Here is a 23,124-nt window from a genome sequence, read left to right on the forward strand (position 1 = left end):
GCTGCCGCCGAAGGCAAGCACGCCGCCGGTGTTGCCGCCGGCCGGGCCGGCGAAGATCGCGTTGCCGGGCGAGACGCCGACGACGGTGGCGCCGCGGCGATCGCTGGCATCGAAGCCGTAGCCGGCGTTGATACCGAAGTAGGCGCCCGTCCAGGTGAACACCGGAACCGGGGTGAACACCGGCGGCGGAGCGCGACGCGGAAGGTCGGCGGCGGACGCGACGGCGGTGAGGCCGGCGAGAACGGTGGTGGCGAGGAGAAGGCTCTTCATTTTTTTCCAGGTCCTGGTTGGCAAAGCCGAGTTTGTTCTAAGCCGGGTTGCCCGCTCGGTCTGTCGCTTTCCTGCAACAAGCTCGCTCAGATGACCCGGAAGCGGTCAACGAAAGATGAAGGTTACGCCCGGCTTACGCAATGTCGTTCGCAGGTGTGTCTTGGCGCACATGGTCCGGCAGGAAAGATCAGGGTTCGCCCCACGCCTCGTTCTGTTGTCCGAGATTCACGATCGATTTACCGAAGACCGGAGCCGTGCTTATCATATGTCATGACCCTGCTCGGGCGGTGGCATTTTATTTCCTCCCTCGGAAGCCGTTGCGGCCGTAAGGCGAAGATTAACCATGAGCCTTCACCGTCGATCTCCGCGAGGGGCCGGAATTCGGCGGAAAGGTGCGCGATGAGCGAAGACATCGGGTCGGCGAAGTCGCACGGCATCCTGCGCTGGACGATCCAGACCACCGGCGTCGCCGCGATCGTCGCCCTCGCGGCAGCCCATCACTTTGCGCGGGCCGATCGGAACGCCGAGCCGACCCGTATGGCCCAGGCGACGTCGAGGGGGACGATCGCCGATCCGGAGACGACCGGCTCGATCGCGCAGGGCGTTCGCGCCGTGAGGCTCGATCCCTGCAACCTCCCCTCGGGCATGCGTGGCCTCCGCCCATAAGGGGCAGTCTTCGCGGCTTTCGGAGGGGGAAACCCCGGCTCGTCCGGGTGCATCAGATTGACAAGTGGTTGCAAGGGCCTAAGTGTCCCGCGCACTCGCAGGCGCGGCGGGCCGTCGACCCGACCGGCCGTCGCTGCCGTCGCCGCGACGATGTCCTCCGCGCCGGCCCTGCCCGACCCCGCGCGCAACGGTTCTCAAAAGATTATGTCATTTGCCGATCTCGGATTGAGCGACAAGGTCCTCCAGGCCGTCACCGCCGCCGGCTATACGGAACCGACGCCGATCCAGAGCCAGGCGATCCCGCACGTGCTCGCCCGGCGCGACGTCCTCGGCATCGCGCAGACCGGCACCGGCAAGACGGCCGCGTTCACCCTGCCGATGCTGACGATGCTCGAGAACGGGCGGGCGCGGGCGCGGATGCCGCGGACGCTGATCCTCGAGCCGACCCGCGAGCTGGCGGCGCAGGTGGTCGAGAATTTCGATCGCTATGGCACCAACCACAAGCTCAACGTCGCGCTGATCATCGGCGGCGTCTCCTTCGCCGACCAGGACGCCAAGCTGACCCGCGGCACCGACGTGCTGATCGCGACGCCGGGGCGCCTGCTCGACCATTTCGAGCGCGGCAAGCTGCTGCTCAGCGGCGTCGAACTCCTGGTCATCGACGAGGCCGACCGCATGCTCGACATGGGGTTCATCCCCGACATCGAGCGCATCGTGAAGATGGTGCCGTTCACCCGCCAGACGCTGTTTTTCTCCGCGACCATGCCGCCGGAGATCGAGCGGCTCGCCGACATCTTCCTGCACAATCCCGAGCGGATCGAGGTGGCGCGCGCCGCCTCCACGGCCTCGACCATCGTGCAGCGTCTGGTCGCGACCTCGTCGGACGGCAGCGCCAAGCGCGAGCGCCTGCGCAAGCTGATCCGCGGCGAGGCCGACCTGAAGAACGGCATCATCTTCTGCAACCGCAAGCGCGACGTCGCGCTGCTGCAGAAGTCGCTGGTGAGCCACGGCTTCGATGCCGCCGCGCTTCATGGCGACATGGACCAGCGCTCGCGCACCACCGCCCTCGATGCCTTCCGCGGCGGCGAGACGGCCTTGCTGGTCGCGAGCGACGTCGCGGCGCGCGGCCTCGACATCCCCGCGGTGAGCCACGTCTTCAACTTCGACGTTCCGAACCATCCCGAGGATTACGTCCACCGCATCGGCCGCACCGGCCGCGCCGGCCGCTCGGGGGCGGCCTTCACCCTGGTCAGCCGCAGCGACGACCGCTCGCTTCAGGCGATCGAGTCGCTGATCGGGCAGCCGATCCCGTGGATGGACGGGGACCTCGACACCGCCGCGCCGAGCCAGGAAGGCACCGACGAGGGCGAGACGCGCACCCGCCATCGCGGACGCGCCGGCGATTCCGCGCGACGCGGCCGAAAGGTCCCCGCCGAGGCCGAGGCGCCGCGGGAGGCGCGGTCGTCGCGTGGACGGAGGGATTCCGTCAAGACGGAGCCTTCCGCCAACCTAGAGTCCGACTCGGTTGCGGAGACCTCGCCTCGGCGCGAGCCTCAGCGGCGACCGGACGAGGCGAGGCGGGAGGCACCGCGCCGTCCGGCAGCCGAGGCGCGGCCGCGTCCCGAGCGAACTCCCGCCCCCGCTGCTCGCCCGCCGCAGGAGCGGTCGCGCGACGAGCGCGGCTATGGGCGCCGCCGCGACGAGGACGGCGATACGCCCGTCGGTCTCGGCGAGCACGTTCCGGCCTTCATGCTGCGGCCGGCGGTGATCAAGAAGCAGGATTGAGCCGCAGATCGCGACCTCGGCCTTAACCCTCCGTCCACGCTCCTTAAGGTAGCTTGCGGCGTCCGACCCGAACGCCGACGCGACGGGGCGGCGATGGACGATGGGGATCGGATGAGCGAAGGGCTTTATGCCGACCGCGATCGCAGCTTCGCCCTGGCGCGCCGCGCCCAGGAGCTGATGCGCGATTACGGGCCCTCGGCGACACCGCGGGCCTACGCCGTCTGGTACACCTACGTCTCCGGCGATCAGCCGCTGATGAACGACGCGATCAAGCGTCTCACCGCGACGAACGCGGGATTGTCCGCCTCGGACGTCGACGATCTCTACGACAGCTATCTCGGCGGCTCGCGCTACGTCACGGCCGCCGGAGAGACCGGCGCGACGATGCTGACCGAGATCGAAGGCGTCATGGAGATGCTCGACCTCTCGCTCGGCTCGGCCGCGCAGTACGGCGAATCGTTGCGCGCTCTGAGCCACGACCTCTCGGTCTCGACGCTGAACCGGGCGCGCCTGCGCGAGATCGTGGCCACCCTGGTCGCGACGACGCGGGAAGTCGCCTCGAACAACCGGACCCTCGAGGCGCGGATGCGGGAAAGCCGCACCGAGGTCGAATCCCTGCGCGAGAAGCTCGAGGCGACGCGGATCGAGAGCCTGACGGATCCCCTGACCGGGCTGGCGAACCGCAAGCATTTCGAGGAGATGCTGCACAAGGCGCTCGATCGCGCCTCGCTCGGCACGTCCTCGAGCCTCGTCGTGCTCGACATCGATTTCTTCAAGCGCTTCAACGACCTCTACGGCCATCTCACCGGCGATCAGGTGCTGCGCCTGGTCGCCGTCGTCATGCGAGAAAGCGTCGAGAAGGGCGCGATGCTCGCCCGTTTCGGCGGCGAGGAGTTCGGCATCCTGCTGCCCGGCACGAACCGGGAAACGGCCTACGCCATCGCGGAGAAAGTCCGAACCAGCGTGATGGGCCGGGAGCTGATCAAGCGCTCGACCGGGGAATCGCTCGGGAAGGTCACGATCTCGCTCGGCGTGGCGTGCTACCGCCGCGGCGACACGCCGGTCTCGTTGCTGGAGCGTGCGGACCTGTGCATGTTCGCCGCCAAGCGCGCCGGCCGCAACCGCACGCTCGACGATGCGACCACGGCGGACCTCGTCGCCGCGGTCGCCTGATCGCGGGTTCAGGCCGAGGCGAGCAGCCGCTCCGGGCCGACCGGCGTGATCGCGACGGACTCGCCGCAGCCGCAGGCCGAGGTCTGGTTCGGGTTGTTGAAGACGAACTGCGAGGCGAGCTTGCTGGACTGGAAGTCCATCTGCGTGCCGAGCAGGAACAGCAGCGCCTTCGGATCGACAAAGACCTTCACGCCGCGATCCTCGACCATGTCCTCGCCGGGCTTGCGATCCTCGGCATATTCCATCGTGTAGGACATCCCGGCGCAGCCGCCGTTCTTCACGCCGACCCGCAGGCCCGCGATCGGCCGGTCGGCGTCGGCGATGATCGCCTTGATGCGGTCGGCTGCCGCATCCGTCAGCGACATGACCTTGAAACTCGTGGACATCGGTGTCTCTCCGGCAGCCGGGTTCAAGGCCCGGGCGGTTGAGGGTGCGCGTACGGTCTTAAGATAAGGATCGCGCGGAGCACGGTCCATACCGCTCGGTGACGCTCGACGCTCACCACATGTCGAGGGCGACGCGGGCCTCGTCGGACATGCGGCTCTGATCCCACGGCGGATCGAACACCATCGTCACCGCGCAGGATTGGACGCCCGGGACCTTGGCGACCGCATCCTCGACCCAGCCCGGCATCTCGCCGGCGACCGGGCAGCCCGGAGCCGTCAGCGTCATGTCGATCGCGACCTTGCGGTCGTCGTCGATGTCGACCTTGTAGATCAGGCCGAGCTCGTAGATGTCGGCTGGGATCTCGGGATCGTAGACCGACTTCAGCGCGGCCACGATGTCGTCGGTCAGCCGGTCGAGCTCGGCGGGCGGCACGCCCTCGGCTCCGGCGACCTTCGGCGTGTTGGCGCCTCCGGTGATCGTCGCGTCGCTGCTCATGTCCATCTCCTCATCGGGCCGCCGCGGCGGGGCGGCGACCCAGTCCAAACGCTCAGGCGAACATCATCTCGGCGCGGGCGAGCGCCTCGGCCAGCACGTCGATCTCGGCCTGGGTGTTGTACATCCCGAACGAGGCGCGGCAGGTCGAGGTGACGCCGAAGCGGGTGAGCAGCGGCATCGCGCAATGCGTGCCGGCCCGGACCGCGACGCCCGAACGGTCGATCACCGTCGCGATGTCGTGGGCATGGGCGCCCTTCATCTCGAAGGCGATGACGCCGCCCTTGCCCTTCGCGGTTCCGATCTGCCGGATCGCATTCATCGCGCCGAGCCGTTCCTGGGCATAGGCGGTGAGCGCGGCCTCGTGCGCCGCGATCTTGTCGCGCCCGACCGACATCATGAACTCCAGCGCCGCGCCGAGGCCGACGGCCTCGACGATCGCCGGCGTGCCCGCCTCGAACCGATGCGGCGGATCGTTGTAGGTGATCGCCTCCTGGCTGACCGTGCGGATCATCTCACCGCCGCCCTGGTAGGGCGGCAGGCGCTCCAGCCATTCCTTCTTGCCGTAAAGCACGCCGATCCCGGTCGGTCCGTAGACCTTGTGACCGGTGAAGACGAAGAAGTCGCAATCGAGCGCCCGCACGTCGACCGGCTGATGCACCGCGCTCTGCGCGCCGTCGAGCAGCACCGGCACGCCGTGGGCGTGGGCGATGCGGACGATCTCGGCCGCCGGCGTGACCGTACCCAGCACGTTCGACATCTGCGTGATCGCGACCATCTTGGTGCGCGGCGTGAACAGCTTCTCGTAGTCCTCGACGAGGAAGTTGCCCTCGTCGTCGACCGGCGCCCACTTGATGACGGCCCCGCGGCGTTCGCGCAGGAAGTGCCAGGGCACGATGTTGGAATGGTGCTCCATGATCGAGAGGATGATCTCGTCCCCCTCCCCGATCATCCCGGCCCAGCCCATCGACGCGGCCACGAGGTTGTAGGCCTCGGTGGCGTTGCGGGTGAAGATGATCTCGTCGGTCGACGCGGCATTCAGGAACTGCCGCGTGGTCTCGCGGGCACCCTCGAACCCCTCGGTCGCGGCGTTGGCCATGAAGTGCAGGCCGCGATGGACGTTGGCGTAGCCGGTCTCCATGCACGCGACCATCGCGTCGATCACCGCGCGCGGCTTCTGCGACGAGGCGGCGTTGTCGAGGTAGACCAGCGGCTTGCCGTAGACTTTTTCCGACAGGATCGGAAATTGCGCCCGGATCGCCTCGACGTCGTAGGTAGGCTGGCGGAGAGGAGCGTTCATGGTGTCGGCCTCGAACCGGCGGTCTTTCGCAAGCATCGCCCCTCCAACCTGCAGCCTCGTCCAGAGGTGCCGAAGCGAAGCGGAGGCCTCGATGGAGGTCTCCAGAGATAGTGCGATCCCTCGTCTCCTCCTTCGAGGCCCACCGACGTGGGCGCCTCAGGATGAAGTTCTGGGAGGGATCGCGGTCACATCACCCATTTTCCAGGATGCACGCGACCGGGGCCGATCACCCCCGCGAGGCCAGCCAAGCCTCGATCTCGCCGATGAGCGCCGCGCGGGCGCCCTCGTGCGTGACCGACTCCACCGCTTCGCCGACGAAGGCCTGCACCAGCAGGCTCTCGGCGATCGGCTTCGGCAGGCCGCGCGCCATGAGGTAGAACAGCAGGTCTTGGTCCGGGGCGCCGCAGGTGGCTCCGTGGCCGCAGGCGACGTCGTCGGCGAAGATCTCGAGCTCCGGCTTGTTCATCATCTGCCCCTCGTCGGAGAGGAGCAGGCAATCGGACTTCATCTTGCCGTCGGTCTTCTGCGCGACCTGGCGGACGATGATCTTGCCCTGGAACACGCCGGTGGCGTCGCCGTCGATCACCGTCTTGAACATCTCGCGGCCGACGCCGCCGACCGCAGCATGGTCGGCCAGCAGCGTCGAGTCGGCGAGCTGCCCGTCGCCGAGCATCGCCGCGCCGTTGACGACCGCGTTCACGTTCTCGCCGGCCACGTGCATGTAGATCTGGTGGCGCGACAGCACGGCGCCGGTGACGAGGTTCACCGTCTCCAGCCTCGACTCGTCGTCGAGCCGCACGCTGATGGTCGAGAGCGCGATCGCCTTGTCGCCCTCGCGGTTGATCCGCGCGTGCCGGAAGGCGGCATGCTTGCCGACATGGACGTCGAGGGCGTCGTTCGGCTGGTAGGTCAGCCCGTTCGGGCCCTCGTGCGTCTCGAGCAAGGTGAACTCGGCGCCGTCGGCGACCTCGACCAGAACGCGCGTCGCGGTGGAGAAGCCCTCCGCCCCGGCGCCGACGAAGCGCAGGTGCAGCGGGGTCTCGACCTTGGCGCCAGCCTCCACCGAGATCAGCGCGCCGTCGGCAAGGAAGGCGGTGTTCAGCTGATAGATCGGGTTCTCGCGGGCCTGCGCCACCGGCGCAAGGTTCTTCAGGCGCGCATCGCCCCGGCTCAGGGCCTCGTTCAGCGGCGATACCGAGACGCCGGCGGGCACGCGATCGAGATCGGACAGCTCGCGGATCAGGTGCCCGTTGACGAAGGTCAGGCGCACCGCCTCGACCGCCGAGAACGCGGTCGCGGCGGCGACGGCGGACGTGGCGAGGTCGAGCGCCGGCGTCTCGGCCGGCGGCGCGGCTTCCTGCATCGCGGCACGCAGGTCGGTGTACTTGAACGCCTCGACGCGGCGGCTCGGCAGGCCGGCGGCCTCGAAGAAGCGGAACGCCTCCTCGCGGGAGATCGCGGTTTCGCTGCCGAAACCCTTGCGGGCGGTCTCAAACAGGGTCGAGAGACCGGTCTCGGCGCTGGTGCGGAGATTGGCGATGTCGGCCATGGGCTTACGCAGCCTCGTTGGTGCGGTACTCGGCGTAGCCGGAGGCCTCGAGTTCCTTGGCGAGCTCCTTGCCGCCGGTCTTCACGATCAGGCCCTTCGACATGACGTGCACGGTGTCGGGCACGATGTAGTCGAGCAGGCGCTGGTAGTGGGTGATGACCAGGAACGAGCGGCCCTGCGCGCGCAGGGCGTTGACGCCCTCGGAGACGATGCGCAACGCGTCGATGTCGAGGCCGGAATCCGTCTCGTCGAGCACGCAGAACTTCGGCTGCAGCAGCGCCATCTGCAGGATCTCCATGCGCTTCTTCTCGCCGCCGGAGAACCCGACGTTGAGGGCGCGGCGGAGCATGTCCTTGTTGATCTCGAGCTTCTCGGCCGCCGCGTTGACCTGGCGGATGAAGTCCGGGGTCGCGATCTCGGCCTCGCCGCGGGCGCGGCGCTGGGCGTTGAGGCAGGCCTTGAGGAAGGTCATCGTGCCGACGCCCGGGATCTCCAGCGGATACTGGAAGGCGAGGAACACGCCGGCCGCGGCGCGCTCGTCCGCGCCCATCTCCAGCACGTTCTGGCCGTCGAGCAGGATCTCGCCGTCGAGGACCTCGTAGTCCTCCTTGCCGGCGATGACGTAGGAGAGCGTCGACTTGCCGGAGCCGTTCGGACCCATGATCGCGGCGACCTCGCCGTCGTTCACGGTGAGGTTCAGGCCGTTGAGGATGCGGTTGTCCTCGATCTGCACGACGAGGTTCTTGATTTCGAGCATGTTCGCGTAGTCCCGAAGATGGTGTGCGACGGTATCGCCCTGCGGTCCCGTCAGAGAAATTTTTGAAGCGCTGCGATCACGGCGACAGCGGCCGCGATGATCGCCCCGAGCTTCACGTTCATTCGGAGTTCGAGTTCGCGCAGCGAACCGTCGATCCCCGCCTTCAACGCCTTGAGGTCCAACCTCAGCGTCTTCTCCATATCCGCCAAATCCGCCTTGGTCGCGGAATCGGCGATGATCATGTCGCGTGCCGGTTCAGCGCGCGCGACGGTCTGCTCGCGTCCGACACCCACCTGTTCAAGTGGGTGAACTTCAGGGTGTCGAACGCGAAGGCCATGGCGTGTTGCCTACCCCACCGAGCCTTCCAAGCTGATCGAGATCAGCTTCTGAGCCTCGACCGCGAACTCCATCGGCAACTGCTGCAGCACGTCGCGGACGAAGCCGTTGACGATGAGCGCGGTCGCTTCCTCCTCGGAAAGGCCGCGCTGCAGGCAGTAGAACTTCTGGTCCTCGGAGATTTTCGAGGTGGTGGCCTCGTGCTCGAACACCGCGGACGCGTTCTTCGACTCGATGTAGGGCACGGTGTGCGCCCCGCACTGGTCGCCGATCAGCAGGCTGTCGCAATTGGTGAAGTTGCGCGCGTTCGAGGCCTTCTTGTGCGCCGAGACGAGGCCGCGATAGGTGTTCTGCGAGCGGCCCGCCGAGATGCCCTTCGAGATGATCCGGCTGGTGGTGTTCTTGCCGAGGTGGATCATCTTGGTGCCGGAATCGACCTGCTGCATGCCGTTTGACACCGCGATCGAGTAGAACTCGCCGCGGGAATTGTCGCCGCGCAGGATGCAGGACGGGTACTTCCAGGTGATCGCCGAGCCGGTCTCGACCTGCGTCCACGAGATCTTCGAGTTGTCGCCGCGGCAATCGCCGCGCTTGGTCACGAAATTGTAGATGCCGCCCTTGCCTTCGTTGTCGCCCGGGTACCAGTTCTGGACGGTCGAGTACTTGATCTCGGCGTCCTCCAGGGCGACGAGCTCGACCACCGCGGCGTGCAGCTGGTTGTCGTCGCGCTTCGGGGCGGTGCAGCCCTCGAGATACGAGACGTAGGAGCCCTTGTCGGCGATGATCAGCGTGCGCTCGAACTGGCCGGTGTCGCGCTCGTTGATGCGGAAGTAGGTCGACAGCTCCATCGGGCAGCGCACGCCCGGCGGGATGTAGACGAACGAGCCGTCCGAGAAGACGGCCGAGTTCAGCGTCGCGAAGAAGTTGTCGGTCACCGGCACGACCGAGCCGAGGTACTTCCTGACGAGGTCCGGGTACTCGCGGATCGCCTCCGAGATTGGCATGAAGATCACGCCGGCCTTCGACAGCTCGGCCTTGAACGTCGTCGCGACCGAGACGGAGTCGAACACGGCGTCCACGGCGACCCGGCGCTCGGGGGCGATGCCCTCCAGCACCTCGACCTCGCGGAGCGGGATGCCGAGCTTCTCGTAGGTCTTCAGGATCTCGGGGTCGATCTCGTCGAGCGACATCGCCGCCGGACGCTTCGGCGCGGCGTAGTAGTAGATGTTGTTGTAGTCGACCTTGTCGTAGGCGACGCGGGCCCAGTCCGGCTCCTGCATGGTCTGCCAGCGCTTGTAGGCGTCGAGCCGCCAAGCGAGCATCCACTCCGGCTCGTCCTTCTTGGCCGAGATGAAGCGCACCACATCCTCGGAGATGCCCTTCTCGGACTTCTCCATCTCGATGGTGGTCTCGAAGCCGTACTTGTACTGGTCGAGGTCGATCGAGCGGACCCGATCGATGGTTTCCTGCACGGCAGGCATCAGCGTCTCCTAAGCATCGCCGGTTTCAAGGACCGGAGGCTTCCATGTGAGATGGCGTCGGCGCGGCGCTCAGGCCGCAAGCCCTCGCCGTCTATATAGGGTCTCGACGACCCGTTCGAAGGCACCGAGGAAGCGCGCAGTGTCGCCCTCCCCCGTATTCCAGCCGAGGCTGACGCGTAGCGCCCCCGCGGCCAACGCAGGGCTCACGCCCATCGCGGCCAGGACCGGCGACCGCGCCACCTTGCCCGACGCGCAGGCCGATCCCGACGACACCGCCACGCCGGCGAGATCGAAGGCGATCATGGCGGTCGGCGCATCGAGCCCCGGCACCGCGAAGCACAGGGTGTTCGGCAACCGCTCGGCGTCACGGCCGAACACCACCCCGTCCGGCGCGCGGGCCAGCGCCGCCTCCTCCAGCGCGTCGCGCAGCTGCGCGACGCGCCGGGATTCCGTATCCAGCGCGAGGCGGGCGATCTCCGCCGCCTCGCCCATCCCGACGAGCCCGGGAAGGTTCTCGGTGCCGCAGCGCAGCCGCGCCTCCTGGCCGCCGCCGCGGACGAAGGCCGCGTCGAGCTGCGCGTCGTCCCGCAGCACCAGCGCGCCGACGCCCTTCGGCGCCGAGAACTTGTGCCCGGACAGGGTCAGCGCATCGAGCCCGAGCGCAGCGAAATCGACCGGGATCTTGCCGACCGCCTGCACCGCGTCGCTGTGCACGAGGGTGCGGCCGTGCCGCCTCGCCAGGGCCACGACGGCGGCGATCGGCTGCACCACGCCGGTCTCGTTGTTGGCCGTGTGCACCGAAACGAGCACGTCCAGGTCGCGAAGGGCGTCGAGCCGCGCCGCCAGCGCATCGAGGTCGAGCACGCCGGAAGTCAGGACCGGAAGCACCTCGACGGCGTCGGCCGGGAAGCGGTGGCCGGCCGTGACGCAGGGGTGCTCGGTCGCGCCGATCAGAAGCCGCGTCGGTGCGGAGCTCCCCCGGCGGCGGAGCGCGCCGGACAGGACGGCGTTGGCCGCCTCGGTGCCGCCACTGGTGAAGGTGACTTGAGACGCAGCGGCACCGACGAGGCGGGCGAGCTTGTCGCGGGCATCCTCGAGCATCGCCCGCGCCGCACGCCCCTCGGCATGGACGGAGGACGGGTTGCCGGGCAGCGCCAGCGCCCGCACGACCGCCTGCGACACCGCCGGACGGACCGGAGAGGTGGCGTTGTGGTCGAGATAGGCGCGGTCCGCTGTCATCCGTTCTCCGACTGGCGAAAGATGCGACATTTCCTTGCTTTGGCACCGGGTCGGCGTGCTAAGCCGCGCCGTCGACACGGTTTCGAACCGCCGAACGGCGTTTCCAGGCTGGTCGGGGAAGACCCCGCTGCCGCGCTGTTTAGAACAGTTCTAATCGCCTAGAATTATTCTAAGAGCGCTTTTACGTCGGGCGCGGGGCGAGTCAAGGCGGTCGCGCGACCGCGCAGGTCGAGGCGTACACGGCCATCCGGGCAGGCGGACTCGCCCGGCATGGCCACAGGAGTCGAGGACACTATGCCCGAGGTCATCTTCACCGGTCCCGCCGGCCGACTGGAGGGTCGCTATCAGGCCCCCAAGAAGCGGGGCGCGCCGATCGCGATCGTGCTGCATCCGCACCCCCAGTTCGGCGGCACGATGAACAATCAGATCGTGTACAACCTCTTCTACACGTTCGCCAATCGCGGCTTCGCGGCCCTGCGCTTCAACTTCCGCGGCGTCGGCCGTAGCCAGGGCGCCTTCGACCACGGCTCGGGCGAGCTGTCGGACGCCGCCGCCGCGCTCGACTGGGTGCAGTCGGTCAACCCCGAGGCCAAGTCTTGCTGGATCGCCGGCGTCTCGTTCGGCTCGTGGATCGGGATGCAGCTGCTGATGCGCCGCCCCGAGATCGAGGGCTTCATCTCGATCGCCGCGATGGCCAACCGCTACGATTTCACCTTCCTTGCGCCCTGCCCCTCCTCCGGCCTGTTCGTGCACGGCTCCGAGGATCGTGTGGCCCCGGCCCGCGAGGTCATGCCGGTGATCGAGAAGGTGAAGACCCAGAAGGGCGTCATCATCGAGCACCAGATGGTCGAGGGCGCCAACCACTTCTTCGACGGGCGCGTCGACGAGCTGACCCAGACGGTCGACACCTACCTCGACAAGCGCCTCGGCAAGAAGGACGAGGTGGCCTGAGGCCACTTCGTTCGAGCGGGCCTCGCAGCGGGCAGGCGCCGAACGGGCGGCCTGCCCTTTTTCCCGCCTCGCGCCCGCGACCGGATCACGCCACCGCGCGATCGGCCGGTGCGGTCAGCACCACCGGCACGGCCGGTGCGCCTTCCCATTCCGAATGCGCCGGGATCGATTCGCCCTTCATCACGATGGTGAGGGGCCGAAGCCGCGCGTAGTCGCCGACCTTGGTGTCGTAGAGCACCGTCGAGAATGCGCCGACCGAAACGCCGCGGCCGATCACGACGCGGCCGACCTTCATGATCCGGTCCTCGTAGAGGTGGGTCTGCAGGGCGGCGGTGCGGTTGATGGTGGCGAAGTCGCCGATCGTCACGCAGTCGAACTCGGTGATGTCGGTGGTGAGCATGCACACGCCCTCGCCGACCTTCACCCCGAATAGCCGCAGCGCCCAGGGCAGGAACGGCGTGCCCTGGAGGTGCTCAAGCAACACCTTGCCGGCCAGGCCCCAATAGGCGACCGCGATGGCCTCGGTGCGCATCGCCCACCACGACCACATCGGCCGCATGCCGGGCTGATAGACGCCCATCAGCGCCCACTTCATGCCGATGACGGCGGCGGACTGGATCAGCGCGATCGCGACGCTGACCGTGACGAAGCTGACGGCGAGCCCGCTCCAGTCGCGCTCGAGGATCGCCGGGTAGAAGTACCAGTCGATCGCGGTGATCGCGAGGGTGATGTACAGCATCGGCGAGAACGAGGTCGCGAACGCCTCGAACACGCCGCGGCGGAGCTTGACCAGCGTGCCCGGCTCGTAGGTCTGGGCCAGCGTTCCGACGTCGACGCGCTGGCGCGACGGCAGCTTGATCGGCGGCGAGCCGAACCAGGTGTCGCCCGGCGCCATCTCCTCGTTGGCCGGCGGCTTCGACTTGATGCCGATCAGCACATCGTCGGGGATGTCGGCGCCCGGCGGCACCACTGCGTCGTTGCCGACGAACACCCGCGCGCCCGTGCGGGCCGGCTGGAGGTGCATCCAGCCGCGGCGGATCTCCTCCTCGCCGTAGACCACCTCGTCGGCGATGAAGTTGCGGCTGCCGACCTCGGCGAGGTCGTGGCGGCTGCCGAGGTTGGTCGAGATCTCGGCGCCCTCCCCCATCCGGGCGCCCATCAGGCGGTACCACGCCCGCATGTAGACGGTGGCGAACAGCGAGGAGAGCGTCTCCAGCGTCACCTCGGCGGCGAGCGCCACCGACCACTTGCGCAGGTAGAAGCCGGACCAGATCGAGTAGGTGCCCGAGCGCCGCCGCGGCAGCACCAGCCAGCGGATGCCGGCGATGAGCAGCACCGTGCCGGCGGTCATCAGCATGGCGGTGGGCCATGTCAGCAGCGGCAGGTACCAGTGGTAGTCGATGTCGGTGATGTCGGAGAGCGAGTCCGAGATCTGGTCGAAGATGAAGAACGCCGGGAAGATCGGCAGCAGGCCGACGGCGGGGATCGCGCCGAGCAGCAGGAGGTAGATCGCCCCGAAGCCGGCCTGGCGCCGGGCCGAGGCCGGGGCCTGCTCCGGAAGCTCCGCGACGTCGGCCATCCCGACCTTTCGTCCGGGCGAGCCGTCCCAGCGCTCTGCGGCGCCGATGCGCGTGCCGGCCGGAACGGTGGTGAGGTCGGCGATCTCGGCGTTGTCGGCGATCACCGTGTCGTGGCTGAGGACGCAGGAGGTGCCGACCGCCACGTCCCGGCCGATCTCGACCCGTCCGATCACCAGCTCGTTGCCAACGATCTCGGCGTTGGCGACGACGAGGCGGCCGCCGAGCGACGCGCCGTCGCCGATCGAGAGCAGGTCCGGGGCACCGATCTCGATGTCGGAGATCAGGGTGTCGCGGCCGACCTTCGCGCCCATCAGGCGGAGGTAGACGGCGATCGCGGGTGAGCCCTGCAGCCACTTGACGTGGACCAGCGGCGCCAGGCGCTGCGCCAGCCACCACCGGAAATAATACGCGCCCCAGAGCGGGTAGCGGCCGGGCTTCGTGCGGCCGAGGACGAGCCACTTGGCCGCGACCGCGATGGTCGCCGTCACCGCGTTGATCGCCACGTAGACGAGGAGCAGCACGCCGAGCTCGCCGAAGAAGCCGAGGCCGCCGCCGGTGAGCAGCAGGTAGGTGACGAAGATGCCGAGCCATTGCGCGGTCGCGAGCGCGATCACGAACGGCAGGGCCACCGCCTGGGCGAGCCCGCACAGCGCGCGGCGCCGGAGCGGCGGCGGCACGAAGGCGAGGTCGCGGATCGCGGTCTCGATGCCGGCGCCGCCGGTGCGGGCGATCAGCGCGTCCGAGATCCGGCGCAGGGTGCGCTCGCGGTAGACGTCCTGCAACGTGATGCCGGCGAGCGCCGGGGCCTCGCGCACGGCTCCGACGAAGCGGGCGGCGAGCAGCGAATGGCCGCCGAGGTCGGAGAAGAAGTCGCCCTCGAGCGCGATCGGCTGGTTGCCGAAGACCTGCTTGGCGGCGGCCAGCAGCGCCGCCTCGGTCTGGTTCTCCGGGGGCTCCTGCTCGCCGTCGGCATCGACGATGGTGAGCGTCGCGACGCGAAGCGCCTTGCGGTCGACCTTGCCGGAGGTGAGGCGCGGCAGAACCTCGGCCGCCTCGAAATGGCCGGGCACCATGTAGGGCGGCATCTGCTCGGCCAGCGTCCGGCGCAAAGCCGCGCGGTCGAGGTCGTGGCCGCGGTCCGGCACGATGAACGCGACCAGCCGGTCGACGCCGTCGTCGTTGCGCAGCACCACCGCGGCCTGGGCGATCCCGGGCTGGGCCTGGATCCGCGACTCGATCTCGCCGAGTTCGACGCGGAAGCCGCGGATCTTGACCTGATCGTCGATGCGGCCGTGGAACAGGATGTTGCCGCCGGCGTCGAGCGAGACCGCGTCGCCCGAGCGGTAGAGCAGCGGGTCGGCGCCGTCCGAGGCGTAGGGGTTGGCGATGAACTTGTCCGCGGTCAGCTCCGGCCGCTGCAGGTAGCCCTTCGCGACGCCGGGGCCGCCGATCAGCAGCTCGCCCGGCTCGCCGCGCCCGAGCAGGCGCAGGTCCTCGCCGGCGACGTAGACCGAGTAGTTCGCGATTGGGCCGCCGATGGTCACCGGCACGCCCGGCCGCATCTCGGCGGCGGTCGCGACCACCGTGGCCTCGGTCGGCCCGTAGGTGTTGAACAGCTTTCGCGAAGGCGTCGCCCAGCGTGCGACCAGCGGCTCGGGAAGCGCCTCGCCGCCGAGCAGGATCAGCCGCACGCTCGGCAGGTCTGCGGTGATCATCGCCAGCAGCGTCGGCACGGTGTCGATCACCGTGACCCCGGCCTCGGCGATGATCCGGGGCAGCGACTCGACGTCGCCCATCATCGCCGGGCTCGCGACGAACAGCGTCGCGCCGACGAGGTACGGGACCCAGATCTCCTCCATCGAGAGGTCGAAGGCGACCGAAGCGCCCTGGAAGACCACGTCATCCGGCGCCATCCCGTAGAGCGCGTTGCCGGAGCGCAGGAAGTGGCAGATGTTGGCGTGGCTGATGACGATGCCCTTCGGCACGCCGGTCGAGCCGGAGGTGTAGATCAGGTAGGCGGGATGCTGCGGCGTCAGGCCGCCGGCGCGAAGGTCCGGCGTCGCCGCGTCCGCGGGCGTGCCGGCGAGCAGCGCATCGAGCGTCAGGGCCGGCGCGACGTCGGGCGCGCCCGGGGCCAGCGCCTCGGAGACCAGCAGGGCCTTCGCGGCGGCGTCGCCGAGGCAGACCGCGACCCGGTCGGCCGGCGCCTCGGCGTCGAACGGCAGCCAGGCGGCGCCGGACAGCGTGATCCCGATCTGGGCGGTGAGCAGGTCCGGCCCGCGCGCCATCCACAGGCCGACCACGTCGCCCGGCCCGATCCCGCGATGTGCGAGACCCGCCGCGATCCGTCCGGCGCGGGCGAAGACCTCGGCATAGGTGAGATGCGGGTTCCGGCCTGACGCGTCCTTGGCGGCGCCGTCGATCAGCGCCGGATGGTCCGGCCGTGCCCGCGCGGTCTCGGCGAAGATCTCGCCAAGAACCTCGTCGCGGATCAGGTCGGGACGCACCGGGCCGCGCAGCACGGCCCGGTCGGACGGGGTCGCCGCGGGGTGCCGGTCCGCTTCGGGCCGGATCATCTCGCCGAGGCTACTCATCGCATGCTCCGCTGCCAGCTCCGGGCGGAGCTGGGTTCCCGTCTGTCTCGCATGCGCACCCGGCCGGCGATCGGAGCGCGTTCCTGACGCGGGATCGTGCCGTTATCGAGGCAGTCCGCCGATCGGGTCGAGGCCGTGCGAACCGGCCCCGAGACCTCGCTGTATACCGGACCTTTGAACGGGTCTTGAACGGTCGGCGACAAACCTCAGGCCCAGCGCCATCCGGCCGCGTCCACGACGAGCACCGAGCCCTGGCGGACGGCGATCCGCGGGGCGGCCTTGATGTCGAGGTGGCCGAGCGCCACCAGCATCGCGCGGGCGACGCCGCCATGGGCGACCACGACGGTGGCCGGCGCCAGGTCGGAAAAGACCGGCGCGACGCGCTCGGTCAGCATCGCGTAGCTCTCGGCGCCGCTGCCCGAGGGGCGATAGCCCCAGCGGTCGCGGTCGCGGGCGCCGGCGCCGCCGGGATCGCGACGGCGGATCTCGGCCCAGGTCTGCCCTTCCCACGCCCCGAAATGGATCTCCATCAGCCGGGGATCGCTGCGGTACTCGGTCGGCGCGAGGCCGAGGCGGTCGCGCAGGATCTCCATGGTGCGCCGCGTGCGGCTCAGGGGGCTCGCGATGAAGTCGGCCTCGGCGAGCCGGTCGCCCGCGAGCGCCGCGAGCCGGTCCGCGGCGTCCGCCGCCTGCCCCTGCCCGACGGCGTTGAGGCCGATGTCGCGCTGCCCCTGCAAGCGCCCCTCGGCGTTCCAGTCGGTCTGCCCGTGCCGGATGAAGTAGATCGTCGGGATGGGCCTCACGCTCCGGCGGTTCCGGTCGGCGTTCTCACCGGTCGCGTCCTGAGCGAAGGTCTCGCGGCGGCTGCGCGGGCGGGTTCATGAGCGTGGCGTCCATCGGGCATGGCGGTCTGAAGGGCTCGGGTCGCCCTCGGATGCAAGGCGGGTGCCCGATCTAGGCCGGGACGCGATCGGTCGGTAGAAGGTCTGTCCATGAGCAAGAAGCACCGCAAGACGGATCGGCGCCAGAAGGCGGGGACAGCCGGTGTGACAAAGTCGCCGGACCGTTCCGCCGAGGATGCCCGGCGCAAGGCGCCTTCCTCTTCTCTCTGGGCGGCCGCGACGGCCGAGATCGCAGGCATCGCGCCCGCGCTGATCGATGCGCACGCGCCCGCCACCGTCGCGGCGGCCGACGGCATCGTCACCGTCGTGCCGGGCAGCCGGTTCAATCTCGCGAAGGTCGACGCCAACGCCGACGGCGGCTTCGACAAGGACTGGGCGAAGGCGGCGCTCGCCACCGAGCGCACGCGGATCCAGGCGCTTCAGGAAAAGCTCTACGCCGAGCGGCAGCGCAGCCTGCTCGTGGTGTTCCAGGCGATCGACACCGGCGGAAAGGACGGCACGATCCGCGCGGTCCTGGAAGGCGTGAACCCGCAAGGCTGCACGGTCGCCTCGTTCAAGGTGCCGTCGACCGAGGAGCGCGAGCACGACTTCCTGTGGCGATACCACCAGCGCACGCCCGGGCGCGGGATGATCGGTGTGTTCAACCGCAGCCACTACGAGGATGTGCTGGTGGTGCGCGTGAAGGGCCTGGTGCCGGAGCCGGTCTGGCAGGCGCGCTACGGCTTGATCAACGACTTCGAGCGCCTGCTCACCGAATCGGGGACGCACATCCTGAAATTCTTCCTGCACATCTCGAAGGACGAGCAGAAGCAGCGCCTTGAAGCGCGGATCGCGAACCCGGACAAGCACTGGAAGTTCGATCCGGCCGACCTGGTCGAGCGCAAGTCCTGGGATGCCTATCAGGCGGCGTTCTCGGACGCGCTGACCCGATGCTCGACGCCGCATGCGCCCTGGCACGTGGTGCCGGCCAACCGGAAGTGGTTCCGCAACCTCGTCATCGCCCGCACCATCGCCGACACGCTGGACGCGATGGACCCGCAGTTTCCGGAAGCAGTGGCGGGCATCACGGATCTGGTCGTGCCGGACTGACGGCGCCGCGAGGCACGGTTCGGGATGGTGTTTCCCGATTATCCGAAGCGGATCTTCGAAGCCTCCGAGCTCTCCGATGGGACGCTCCGGTTCCTCGCCCTCGCGGGAGCCCTGCTCGCCTACCGGCTTCCGCCTTTCGTCGCCCTGATCGAGCCCGAGGCGAGCCTGCACCCTGACCTGCTGGCTCCCCTCGCTCGCATGATCGTCAAGGCGGCCGAACGCACGCAGGTCTGGCTCGTGACCCATTCCGAACGGCTGGCCGACGCAATCCTCGACGAGCGGGGCGCGAAGCCCCACCGCGTGATCAAGCGCCAGGGCGCGACCTGGATCGCGGGACTGAAGCTGTCGGGGAATTTCGAGGACGGTGATTGACGCCGGCCTTCGCCGGCGCGCCCGCCCTCAATCCTTGTCGAGGCTCAGGTCCGGCGCCTCGGGGTTCTTCATGCCGACCACGTGGTAGCCGGCGTCGACGTGCAGGATCTCGCCGGTCATGCCGCGGGACATGTCGGAGATCAGGTAGGCGGCGGTCTCGCCGACCTCGCCGATCGTCACCGTGCGCCGCAGGGGGGCGTTGTACTCGTTCCACTTCAGAATGTAGCGGAAGTCGCCGATGCCGGAGGCGGCGAGCGTCTTGATCGGGCCGGCCGAGATCGCGTTGACGCGGATGTTCGAGGGGCCGAGATCGGCGGCGAGGTAGCGCACCGAGGCTTCGAGCGCGGCCTTGGCGACGCCCATGACGTTGTAGTGCGGCATCCACTTCTCGGCGCCGTAATAGGTCAGCGTCAGGAGCGAGCCGCCGTTCGGCATGATCTTCTCGGCGCGCTGCGCGACGGCCGTGAACGAGTAGCACGAGATCATGAGCGACTTGGTGAAGTTCGCCTCGGTCGTCTCGACGTAGCGCCCGGTCAGCTCGTCCTTGTCCGAGAAGGCGATGCAGTGGACGACGAAATCGATGCCCTCGGGGAAGATCTCGGCGGTCGCCGCGAACACCGCGTCGATCGAGGCCGGGTCGGTGACGTCGCAATGGCCGACGACGTGGGCGTCGAGCTCGCGCGCCAGGGGCTCGACGCGCTTCTTCAGGGCGTCGCCCTGGTAGGTGAAGGCCAGCTTGGCACCGTGGGCATGCGCGCTCTTGGCGATGCCCCAGGCGATCGAGCGGTTGTTGGCGACGCCGAGCACGAGGCCGCGCTTGCCCGCGAGCAGGTTGCTGCCCGGCGCGGCGTTCCTGCCCGCGCCCTGCTCGTCCGTTGCGTCGAAAGCCGCCATGCCACACCCGAAAATTCGCTTCGGCACCCGGGACTCCCGGCCGCCCCGCTTGACGGGGCGGCGGTCTCGCGCCGGAGGCATCCTTAGCGGAGGCGCGTCGGGGACGGAAGTCCGCCGGATCGGCGCGATACGCCGCCGGCTACTCGGCCCGCGCGGTGCGCCGGCTCCTCACGAACTCGGTCAGGGCCGCGTCGTCCGCGGGCAGCTGGATCGCGGTGACGGCGAGCAGGTCGCCGCGGGTGCCGTCCTTCTTCGGCAGGCCCTTGCCGCGGAGGCGGAAGGTGCGGCCGGACGAGGTCATCGGCGGCATCTTCATCTCGACCGCGCCGGTCAGGGTCGGCACGCGGATCGCGCCGCCGAGCACCGCATCCTCGAGCGGCAGGTCGACGGTGGCGCGCAGGTCCGCGCCCTCGACGGTGAAGCGGGCATGCGGCAGCACCCGGATCGTCAGCAGCGCATCGCCCGGCTCGGAGCGCGGGCCGCCGGGCGAGCCGAGGCCGCGCAGGCGGATCGTCTGCCCGTCCACGACGCCCTTCGGGATCATCACGTCGAACTCGCGGCCGCCCGGCAGGCCGACCCGCAGCTTCTCCTCGCTGCCGATCTGCTCGAGGGTGACGCCGAGCTCGGCCGCCACGTCCTCGCCGCGGGCGGGCGGGCGCTGGCCCGGCCCGGCGCCGCCGGCGCGGAACGCCTCGCCGAACAGATGGGAGAAGATGTCCTCCCCGACGCCCCCCGCCGGGCCGCCGCGGCCGCGGGCCGCGTTGTTGAAGTCGAACCCGCCGGCGCGGCCGCCGCCGAAGCCCTCGAACCCGGTCGCGCGCGGCTTGCCGTCGGCGTCGATCTCGCCGCGGTCGAACTGGCGGCGCTTCTCCGGCTCGCCGAGGATCTCGTAGGCGGCGTTCGCCTCGGCGAAGCGATCCTTCGCCTTCGCGTCCTTGTTGGTGTCCGGATGGTAGGTCTTGGCGAGCTTGCGGTAGGCCTTCTTGATCTCGGCCTCGCCGGCGCCCTTGGGGACGCCCAGCACCTCGTAGGGATTGCGCATCGGTCTCTTGAACTTCGTGGTTTCGCGCCGGCTGTGGAGCAGCGGCCATCCAGGCCGCATGTGGGCGGCCTGTTGCTCTCGCGCAACGTAGGGGCGACGAGACTCGGCGCAAGCGCGGCCGGCGTCAACCCGAACGCGTCACGCGGCCGAGCCGCCTCGCATCGTTCGCGCTCAGCTCGTCTTGCCCGATCCGGCCTTGCCGGTGCGGATGCGCTTGAGTTCCCACTCGCCGCCGGACGGCTTGCAACCGGTGCCGCGCACGAAGCGGTTGTTCCCGGGGGCGATCACGCTGGCGAGGAAATCGCGGCAGATCAGGTCGTGGGCGACGTAGGGCAGGCCGGTCGGGTTGATCGTGCCGCGCAGGCTGGTCTCGGGGTTGTCCCACTTCACCGGCTTGCCATTGCCCTGCGGGTCGAGGGCGACCGAGAGTGCGGCGTAGGCGCGGCGCCAATCCTCTTCGCCCAGGTCCGAGCCGAAGCTCGTCGGGCGCCGGCTGATGCTGCCGGTGACGATCGGCTCGTCGGCGACGGTCTCCGCCCTGGCCTCGGGATTGGCATCCGCTCGGAAGATCAGGAGTGGCTGGCTGCAGCCGCAGAGCATCGACGCGAGACCCGCGGCCAGTGCCACCGGCGCGAGCCGACCCGCCCGCGCTTCCCCCCGCGGCATCGCCGCAGCCCCTTCCTTCTTGTCGCGACGACGCATTACACCTGAACCCGAGACCCTGAACCCAAGACGAGATGGCGCGTAAGTGTGCTCCAACGTCGGTGCCCCCCGACCCGGATCTCACAACGGAGGATTAAGTCGTGGACGCGTTAAAGATCGATGAGTCGGGCGGGCGCGATGCGGTCCCGGATGCCGCCGACTTCACCCTGAGCGACGATCCGTTCGGCCTGTTCGCCGCCTGGATGGAAGAGGCGACGGAATCCGAGCCCGAGGACGCCAACGCGATCGCGCTGGCCACCACAGGCGCGGACGGCCTGCCGGACGTGCGGATGGTGCTGCTGAAGGGCTTCGACGAGCGCGGCTTCGTCTTCTACACCAACGTCGAATCGGCCAAGGGCGAGGAGCTCGCCGCCAACCCGCAGGCCGCCTTCGTGCTGCACTGGAAGAGCCTGCGCCGGCAGATCCGCGTCCGCGGTCCGGTGTCGCGAGTGACGCCCGAGGAGGCGGACGCCTACTTCGCCAGCCGCCACCGCGACAGCCGGCTCGGCGCCATCGCCAGCCGCCAGTCGCGCCCGCTCGCGGGCCGCGACGCGCTGATGGCGGAGGTGGCGGAGCTGTCGGCCCGCTACGAGGACGGGCCGGTTCCGCGGCCGGAGAACTGGACCGGGTTCCGGATCGCCCCGGTGGCGATGGAGTTCTGGCGCAACGGCGACTACCGCCTGCACGACCGCGTCCGGTTCACCCGCAACGGCGAGGGCTGGGACCGGTCGCGCCTCTATCCCTGAGGAGCCGCTACGGGATCAGGGGCGGCAGCGGCGGCGCGACGCCTTCCGGCAGGGCGGTGCGGGCGACGTTCATCGTCATCGCGAGCAGGGCGTAATAGCCGTTGATCCCGGTGAGATCGATCGCGCCCTGCTCGCCGTAGAGCGCGACGAGGGCCGCGTAGGTCGGGTCGCTCACCGCCTTGTTGCGCTGGAGCTCGGTCGAGAACGCGTAGACCGCGGCTTCCTCGGCCGACATGCCCTCCGGTCGCCGGCCCTCCGCGATCGCCTGCGCCACGTCCGCGTCGACGCCGGCCTTCAGCGCGATCGGATGGTGGATCTGCCACTCGATCTGCTGGCTCCACTCGCGGGCGACGATCAGGATGGCGAACTCGCTGATCCTGAGCGGCAGAACGCTGTCGTAGCGCAGGTATAGGCCCATGTCGCTCGCGCGCAGCATCAGGTCGGGGCTGCGCAGCAGCGGCACGAACGGGCCGAAGACCGGCGTCTTGCGCGCTGCGAAGAACGCGTCCGACGCCGCGAGCTGCGCCGGGGTGAGCCGATCCGCGGGAATGGCGGGCATGCGGTCGGTGGGGCGGGCCGTGGTCGGCATGAGGGGGCGATCCGGTGCGAGGGGCTGCGGAGCCCAGGTGATCCCGCCGCATCGGTGCCTGGTCAAGCGTCCCCGCCGGTGTTGCGACGCGGCGAAGTCCCTGGATTTTCGGGCCGGCTGCGCTTAGACCTTGGGCTCAGCGCGGCGGCCCGCCGGGGTGCCCCGGCGCCGACCCCGATCGGAAGCGAGGCACGGCCTTGGCCATACCCGGAAACGAACGCCGTCGCG

Annotated in this window: 20 protein-coding genes and 2 pseudogenes; 7 read left to right on the top strand and 15 right to left on the bottom strand. The window is 69.4% G+C overall.

Annotation, left to right across the window (positions count from 1 at the left end; genetic code table 11):
* Positions 1-270, bottom strand: a pseudogene (locus MKK64_RS04115) (porin family protein); the annotation flags it as partial.
* A 399-nt stretch (positions 271-669) separates the two neighbouring features.
* Between MKK64_RS04115 and MKK64_RS04120 the strand changes: the two are divergent.
* The 3 genes from MKK64_RS04120 to MKK64_RS04130 all read left to right on the top strand — a co-directional run bounded on the left by MKK64_RS04120 (position 670) and on the right by MKK64_RS04130 (position 3,894).
* Positions 670-936: a hypothetical protein gene (locus MKK64_RS04120; RefSeq protein WP_147729495.1), complete on the top strand. Its 267-nt coding sequence runs from the start codon at positions 670-672 to the stop codon at positions 934-936.
* A gap of 204 nt (positions 937-1,140) precedes the next feature.
* Positions 1,141-2,721 (top strand): DEAD/DEAH box helicase, encoded by a 1,581-nt coding sequence (locus tag MKK64_RS04125; protein ID WP_147859702.1) that lies wholly within the window; start codon positions 1,141-1,143, stop codon positions 2,719-2,721.
* A gap of 111 nt (positions 2,722-2,832) precedes the next feature.
* Positions 2,833-3,894 carry a GGDEF domain-containing protein gene (locus MKK64_RS04130; RefSeq protein WP_147726386.1) on the top strand — a complete coding sequence of 354 codons (1,062 nt, stop codon included), beginning with the start codon at positions 2,833-2,835 and terminating at the stop codon, positions 3,892-3,894.
* Between the two features lie 8 nt (positions 3,895-3,902).
* On the opposite strand, the gene sufA is transcribed toward MKK64_RS04130, so the two are convergent.
* The 8 genes from sufA to MKK64_RS04170 form a co-directional block, all read right to left on the bottom strand.
* Positions 3,903-4,280, bottom strand: a complete 378-nt coding sequence (gene sufA / locus MKK64_RS04135; RefSeq protein WP_147726385.1) for a Fe-S cluster assembly scaffold SufA — start codon at positions 4,278-4,280, stop codon at positions 3,903-3,905.
* 112 nt (positions 4,281-4,392) lie between these two features.
* A complete protein-coding gene (locus MKK64_RS04140; RefSeq protein ID WP_147726384.1) occupies positions 4,393-4,776 on the bottom strand; it encodes an SUF system Fe-S cluster assembly protein in 384 nt (127 codons plus the stop codon).
* A gap of 52 nt (positions 4,777-4,828) precedes the next feature.
* Entirely contained in the window at positions 4,829-6,073 is a 1,245-nt protein-coding gene (locus MKK64_RS04145; RefSeq protein ID WP_147842645.1) for a cysteine desulfurase, read from the bottom strand.
* Positions 6,074-6,299: 226 nt separating this feature from the next.
* On the bottom strand, positions 6,300-7,622 hold the full coding sequence (locus MKK64_RS04150; RefSeq protein WP_243932338.1) for a SufB/SufD family protein: 1,323 nt from the start codon (positions 7,620-7,622) through the stop codon (positions 6,300-6,302).
* Between the two features lie 4 nt (positions 7,623-7,626).
* Positions 7,627-8,379 (bottom strand): Fe-S cluster assembly ATPase SufC, encoded by a 753-nt coding sequence (gene sufC / locus MKK64_RS04155; RefSeq protein WP_147726382.1) that lies wholly within the window; start codon positions 8,377-8,379, stop codon positions 7,627-7,629.
* Positions 8,380-8,429: 50 nt separating this feature from the next.
* Entirely contained in the window at positions 8,430-8,621 is a 192-nt protein-coding gene (locus tag MKK64_RS04160; protein WP_243932339.1) for a hypothetical protein, read from the bottom strand.
* A 105-nt stretch (positions 8,622-8,726) separates the two neighbouring features.
* On the bottom strand, positions 8,727-10,196 hold the full coding sequence (gene sufB, locus MKK64_RS04165) for a Fe-S cluster assembly protein SufB (protein WP_147726380.1): 1,470 nt from the start codon (positions 10,194-10,196) through the stop codon (positions 8,727-8,729).
* A 69-nt stretch (positions 10,197-10,265) separates the two neighbouring features.
* Positions 10,266-11,435 carry a cysteine desulfurase family protein gene (locus MKK64_RS04170; protein ID WP_243932340.1) on the bottom strand — a complete coding sequence of 390 codons (1,170 nt, stop codon included), beginning with the start codon at positions 11,433-11,435 and terminating at the stop codon, positions 10,266-10,268.
* 294 nt (positions 11,436-11,729) lie between these two features.
* Between MKK64_RS04170 and MKK64_RS04175 the strand changes: the two genes are divergently transcribed.
* A complete protein-coding gene (locus MKK64_RS04175) occupies positions 11,730-12,386 on the top strand; it encodes an alpha/beta hydrolase (RefSeq protein WP_147726378.1) in 657 nt (218 codons plus the stop codon).
* A gap of 85 nt (positions 12,387-12,471) precedes the next feature.
* Here the strand turns inward: MKK64_RS04175 and MKK64_RS04180 are convergent, their stop codons facing one another.
* Complete coding sequence (locus tag MKK64_RS04180; protein ID WP_409567864.1) at positions 12,472-16,560, bottom strand: Pls/PosA family non-ribosomal peptide synthetase; 4,089 nt, start codon at positions 16,558-16,560, stop codon at positions 12,472-12,474.
* Positions 16,561-16,766: 206 nt separating this feature from the next.
* A complete protein-coding gene (locus tag MKK64_RS04185) occupies positions 16,767-17,363 on the bottom strand; it encodes a histidine phosphatase family protein (protein WP_147842642.1) in 597 nt (198 codons plus the stop codon).
* 189 nt (positions 17,364-17,552) lie between these two features.
* On the opposite strand from MKK64_RS04185, the gene MKK64_RS04190 reads away from it, so the two are divergent.
* Both MKK64_RS04190 and MKK64_RS04195 read left to right on the top strand, forming a co-directional pair.
* Positions 17,553-18,551 carry a polyphosphate kinase 2 family protein gene (locus tag MKK64_RS04190; RefSeq protein WP_243932341.1) on the top strand — a complete coding sequence of 333 codons (999 nt, stop codon included), beginning with the start codon at positions 17,553-17,555 and terminating at the stop codon, positions 18,549-18,551.
* Positions 18,552-18,557: 6 nt separating this feature from the next.
* A pseudogene (locus MKK64_RS04195) lies at positions 18,558-18,923 on the top strand (AAA family ATPase); the annotation flags it as partial.
* 27 nt (positions 18,924-18,950) lie between these two features.
* Here the strand turns inward: MKK64_RS04195 and fabI are convergent.
* The 3 genes from fabI to MKK64_RS04210 all read right to left on the bottom strand — a co-directional run bounded on the left by fabI (position 18,951) and on the right by MKK64_RS04210 (position 21,525).
* Complete coding sequence (gene fabI / locus MKK64_RS04200; protein WP_243932343.1) at positions 18,951-19,817, bottom strand: enoyl-ACP reductase FabI; 867 nt, start codon at positions 19,815-19,817, stop codon at positions 18,951-18,953.
* 139 nt (positions 19,818-19,956) lie between these two features.
* Positions 19,957-20,859 (bottom strand): DnaJ C-terminal domain-containing protein, encoded by a 903-nt coding sequence (locus tag MKK64_RS04205; protein ID WP_243932344.1) that lies wholly within the window; start codon positions 20,857-20,859, stop codon positions 19,957-19,959.
* A 171-nt stretch (positions 20,860-21,030) separates the two neighbouring features.
* On the bottom strand, positions 21,031-21,525 hold the full coding sequence (locus MKK64_RS04210) for an RT0821/Lpp0805 family surface protein (protein WP_243932345.1): 495 nt from the start codon (positions 21,523-21,525) through the stop codon (positions 21,031-21,033).
* Between the two features lie 203 nt (positions 21,526-21,728).
* Here MKK64_RS04210 and pdxH point away from each other — a divergent pair, with 203 nt between their 5' ends.
* On the top strand, positions 21,729-22,307 hold the full coding sequence (pdxH, locus tag MKK64_RS04215; RefSeq protein WP_279593029.1) for a pyridoxamine 5'-phosphate oxidase: 579 nt from the start codon (positions 21,729-21,731) through the stop codon (positions 22,305-22,307).
* A 7-nt stretch (positions 22,308-22,314) separates the two neighbouring features.
* On the opposite strand, the gene MKK64_RS04220 is transcribed toward pdxH, so the two are convergent.
* Positions 22,315-22,896 carry a carboxymuconolactone decarboxylase family protein gene (locus MKK64_RS04220; RefSeq protein ID WP_243932346.1) on the bottom strand — a complete coding sequence of 194 codons (582 nt, stop codon included), beginning with the start codon at positions 22,894-22,896 and terminating at the stop codon, positions 22,315-22,317.
* Positions 22,897-23,124: the final 228 nt, after the last annotated feature.

The organism is Methylobacterium sp. E-025, assembly GCF_022829705.1.
Taxonomy (GTDB): Bacteria; Pseudomonadota; Alphaproteobacteria; order Rhizobiales; family Beijerinckiaceae; genus Methylobacterium.

What these genes read in the sequence shown, in the direction of transcription:
- MKK64_RS04120 (WP_147729495.1), top strand. Translation starts at nt 670, where the DNA reads ATGAGCGAAGACATCGGGTCGGCGAAGTCGCACGGCATCCTGCGCTGG.
- MKK64_RS04125 (WP_147859702.1), top strand. Translation starts at nt 1,141, where the DNA reads ATGTCATTTGCCGATCTCGGATTGAGCGACAAGGTCCTCCAGGCCGTC.
- MKK64_RS04130 (WP_147726386.1), top strand. Translation starts at nt 2,833, where the DNA reads ATGAGCGAAGGGCTTTATGCCGACCGCGATCGCAGCTTCGCCCTGGCG.
- sufA (WP_147726385.1), bottom strand. Translation starts at nt 4,280, where the DNA reads ATGTCCACGAGTTTCAAGGTCATGTCGCTGACGGATGCGGCAGCCGAC.
- MKK64_RS04140 (WP_147726384.1), bottom strand. Translation starts at nt 4,776, where the DNA reads ATGAGCAGCGACGCGACGATCACCGGAGGCGCCAACACGCCGAAGGTC.
- MKK64_RS04145 (WP_147842645.1), bottom strand. Translation starts at nt 6,073, where the DNA reads ATGAACGCTCCTCTCCGCCAGCCTACCTACGACGTCGAGGCGATCCGG.
- MKK64_RS04150 (WP_243932338.1), bottom strand. Translation starts at nt 7,622, where the DNA reads ATGGCCGACATCGCCAATCTCCGCACCAGCGCCGAGACCGGTCTCTCG.
- sufC (WP_147726382.1), bottom strand. Translation starts at nt 8,379, where the DNA reads ATGCTCGAAATCAAGAACCTCGTCGTGCAGATCGAGGACAACCGCATC.
- MKK64_RS04160 (WP_243932339.1), bottom strand. Translation starts at nt 8,621, where the DNA reads ATGATCATCGCCGATTCCGCGACCAAGGCGGATTTGGCGGATATGGAG.
- sufB (WP_147726380.1), bottom strand. Translation starts at nt 10,196, where the DNA reads ATGCCTGCCGTGCAGGAAACCATCGATCGGGTCCGCTCGATCGACCTC.
- MKK64_RS04170 (WP_243932340.1), bottom strand. Translation starts at nt 11,435, where the DNA reads ATGACAGCGGACCGCGCCTATCTCGACCACAACGCCACCTCTCCGGTC.
- MKK64_RS04175 (WP_147726378.1), top strand. Translation starts at nt 11,730, where the DNA reads ATGCCCGAGGTCATCTTCACCGGTCCCGCCGGCCGACTGGAGGGTCGC.
- MKK64_RS04180 (WP_409567864.1), bottom strand. Translation starts at nt 16,560, where the DNA reads ATGAGTAGCCTCGGCGAGATGATCCGGCCCGAAGCGGACCGGCACCCC.
- MKK64_RS04190 (WP_243932341.1), top strand. Translation starts at nt 17,553, where the DNA reads ATGAGCAAGAAGCACCGCAAGACGGATCGGCGCCAGAAGGCGGGGACA.
- fabI (WP_243932343.1), bottom strand. Translation starts at nt 19,817, where the DNA reads ATGGCGGCTTTCGACGCAACGGACGAGCAGGGCGCGGGCAGGAACGCC.
- MKK64_RS04205 (WP_243932344.1), bottom strand. Translation starts at nt 20,859, where the DNA reads ATGCGCAATCCCTACGAGGTGCTGGGCGTCCCCAAGGGCGCCGGCGAG.
- MKK64_RS04210 (WP_243932345.1), bottom strand. Translation starts at nt 21,525, where the DNA reads ATGCCGCGGGGGGAAGCGCGGGCGGGTCGGCTCGCGCCGGTGGCACTG.
- MKK64_RS04220 (WP_243932346.1), bottom strand. Translation starts at nt 22,896, where the DNA reads ATGCCGACCACGGCCCGCCCCACCGACCGCATGCCCGCCATTCCCGCG.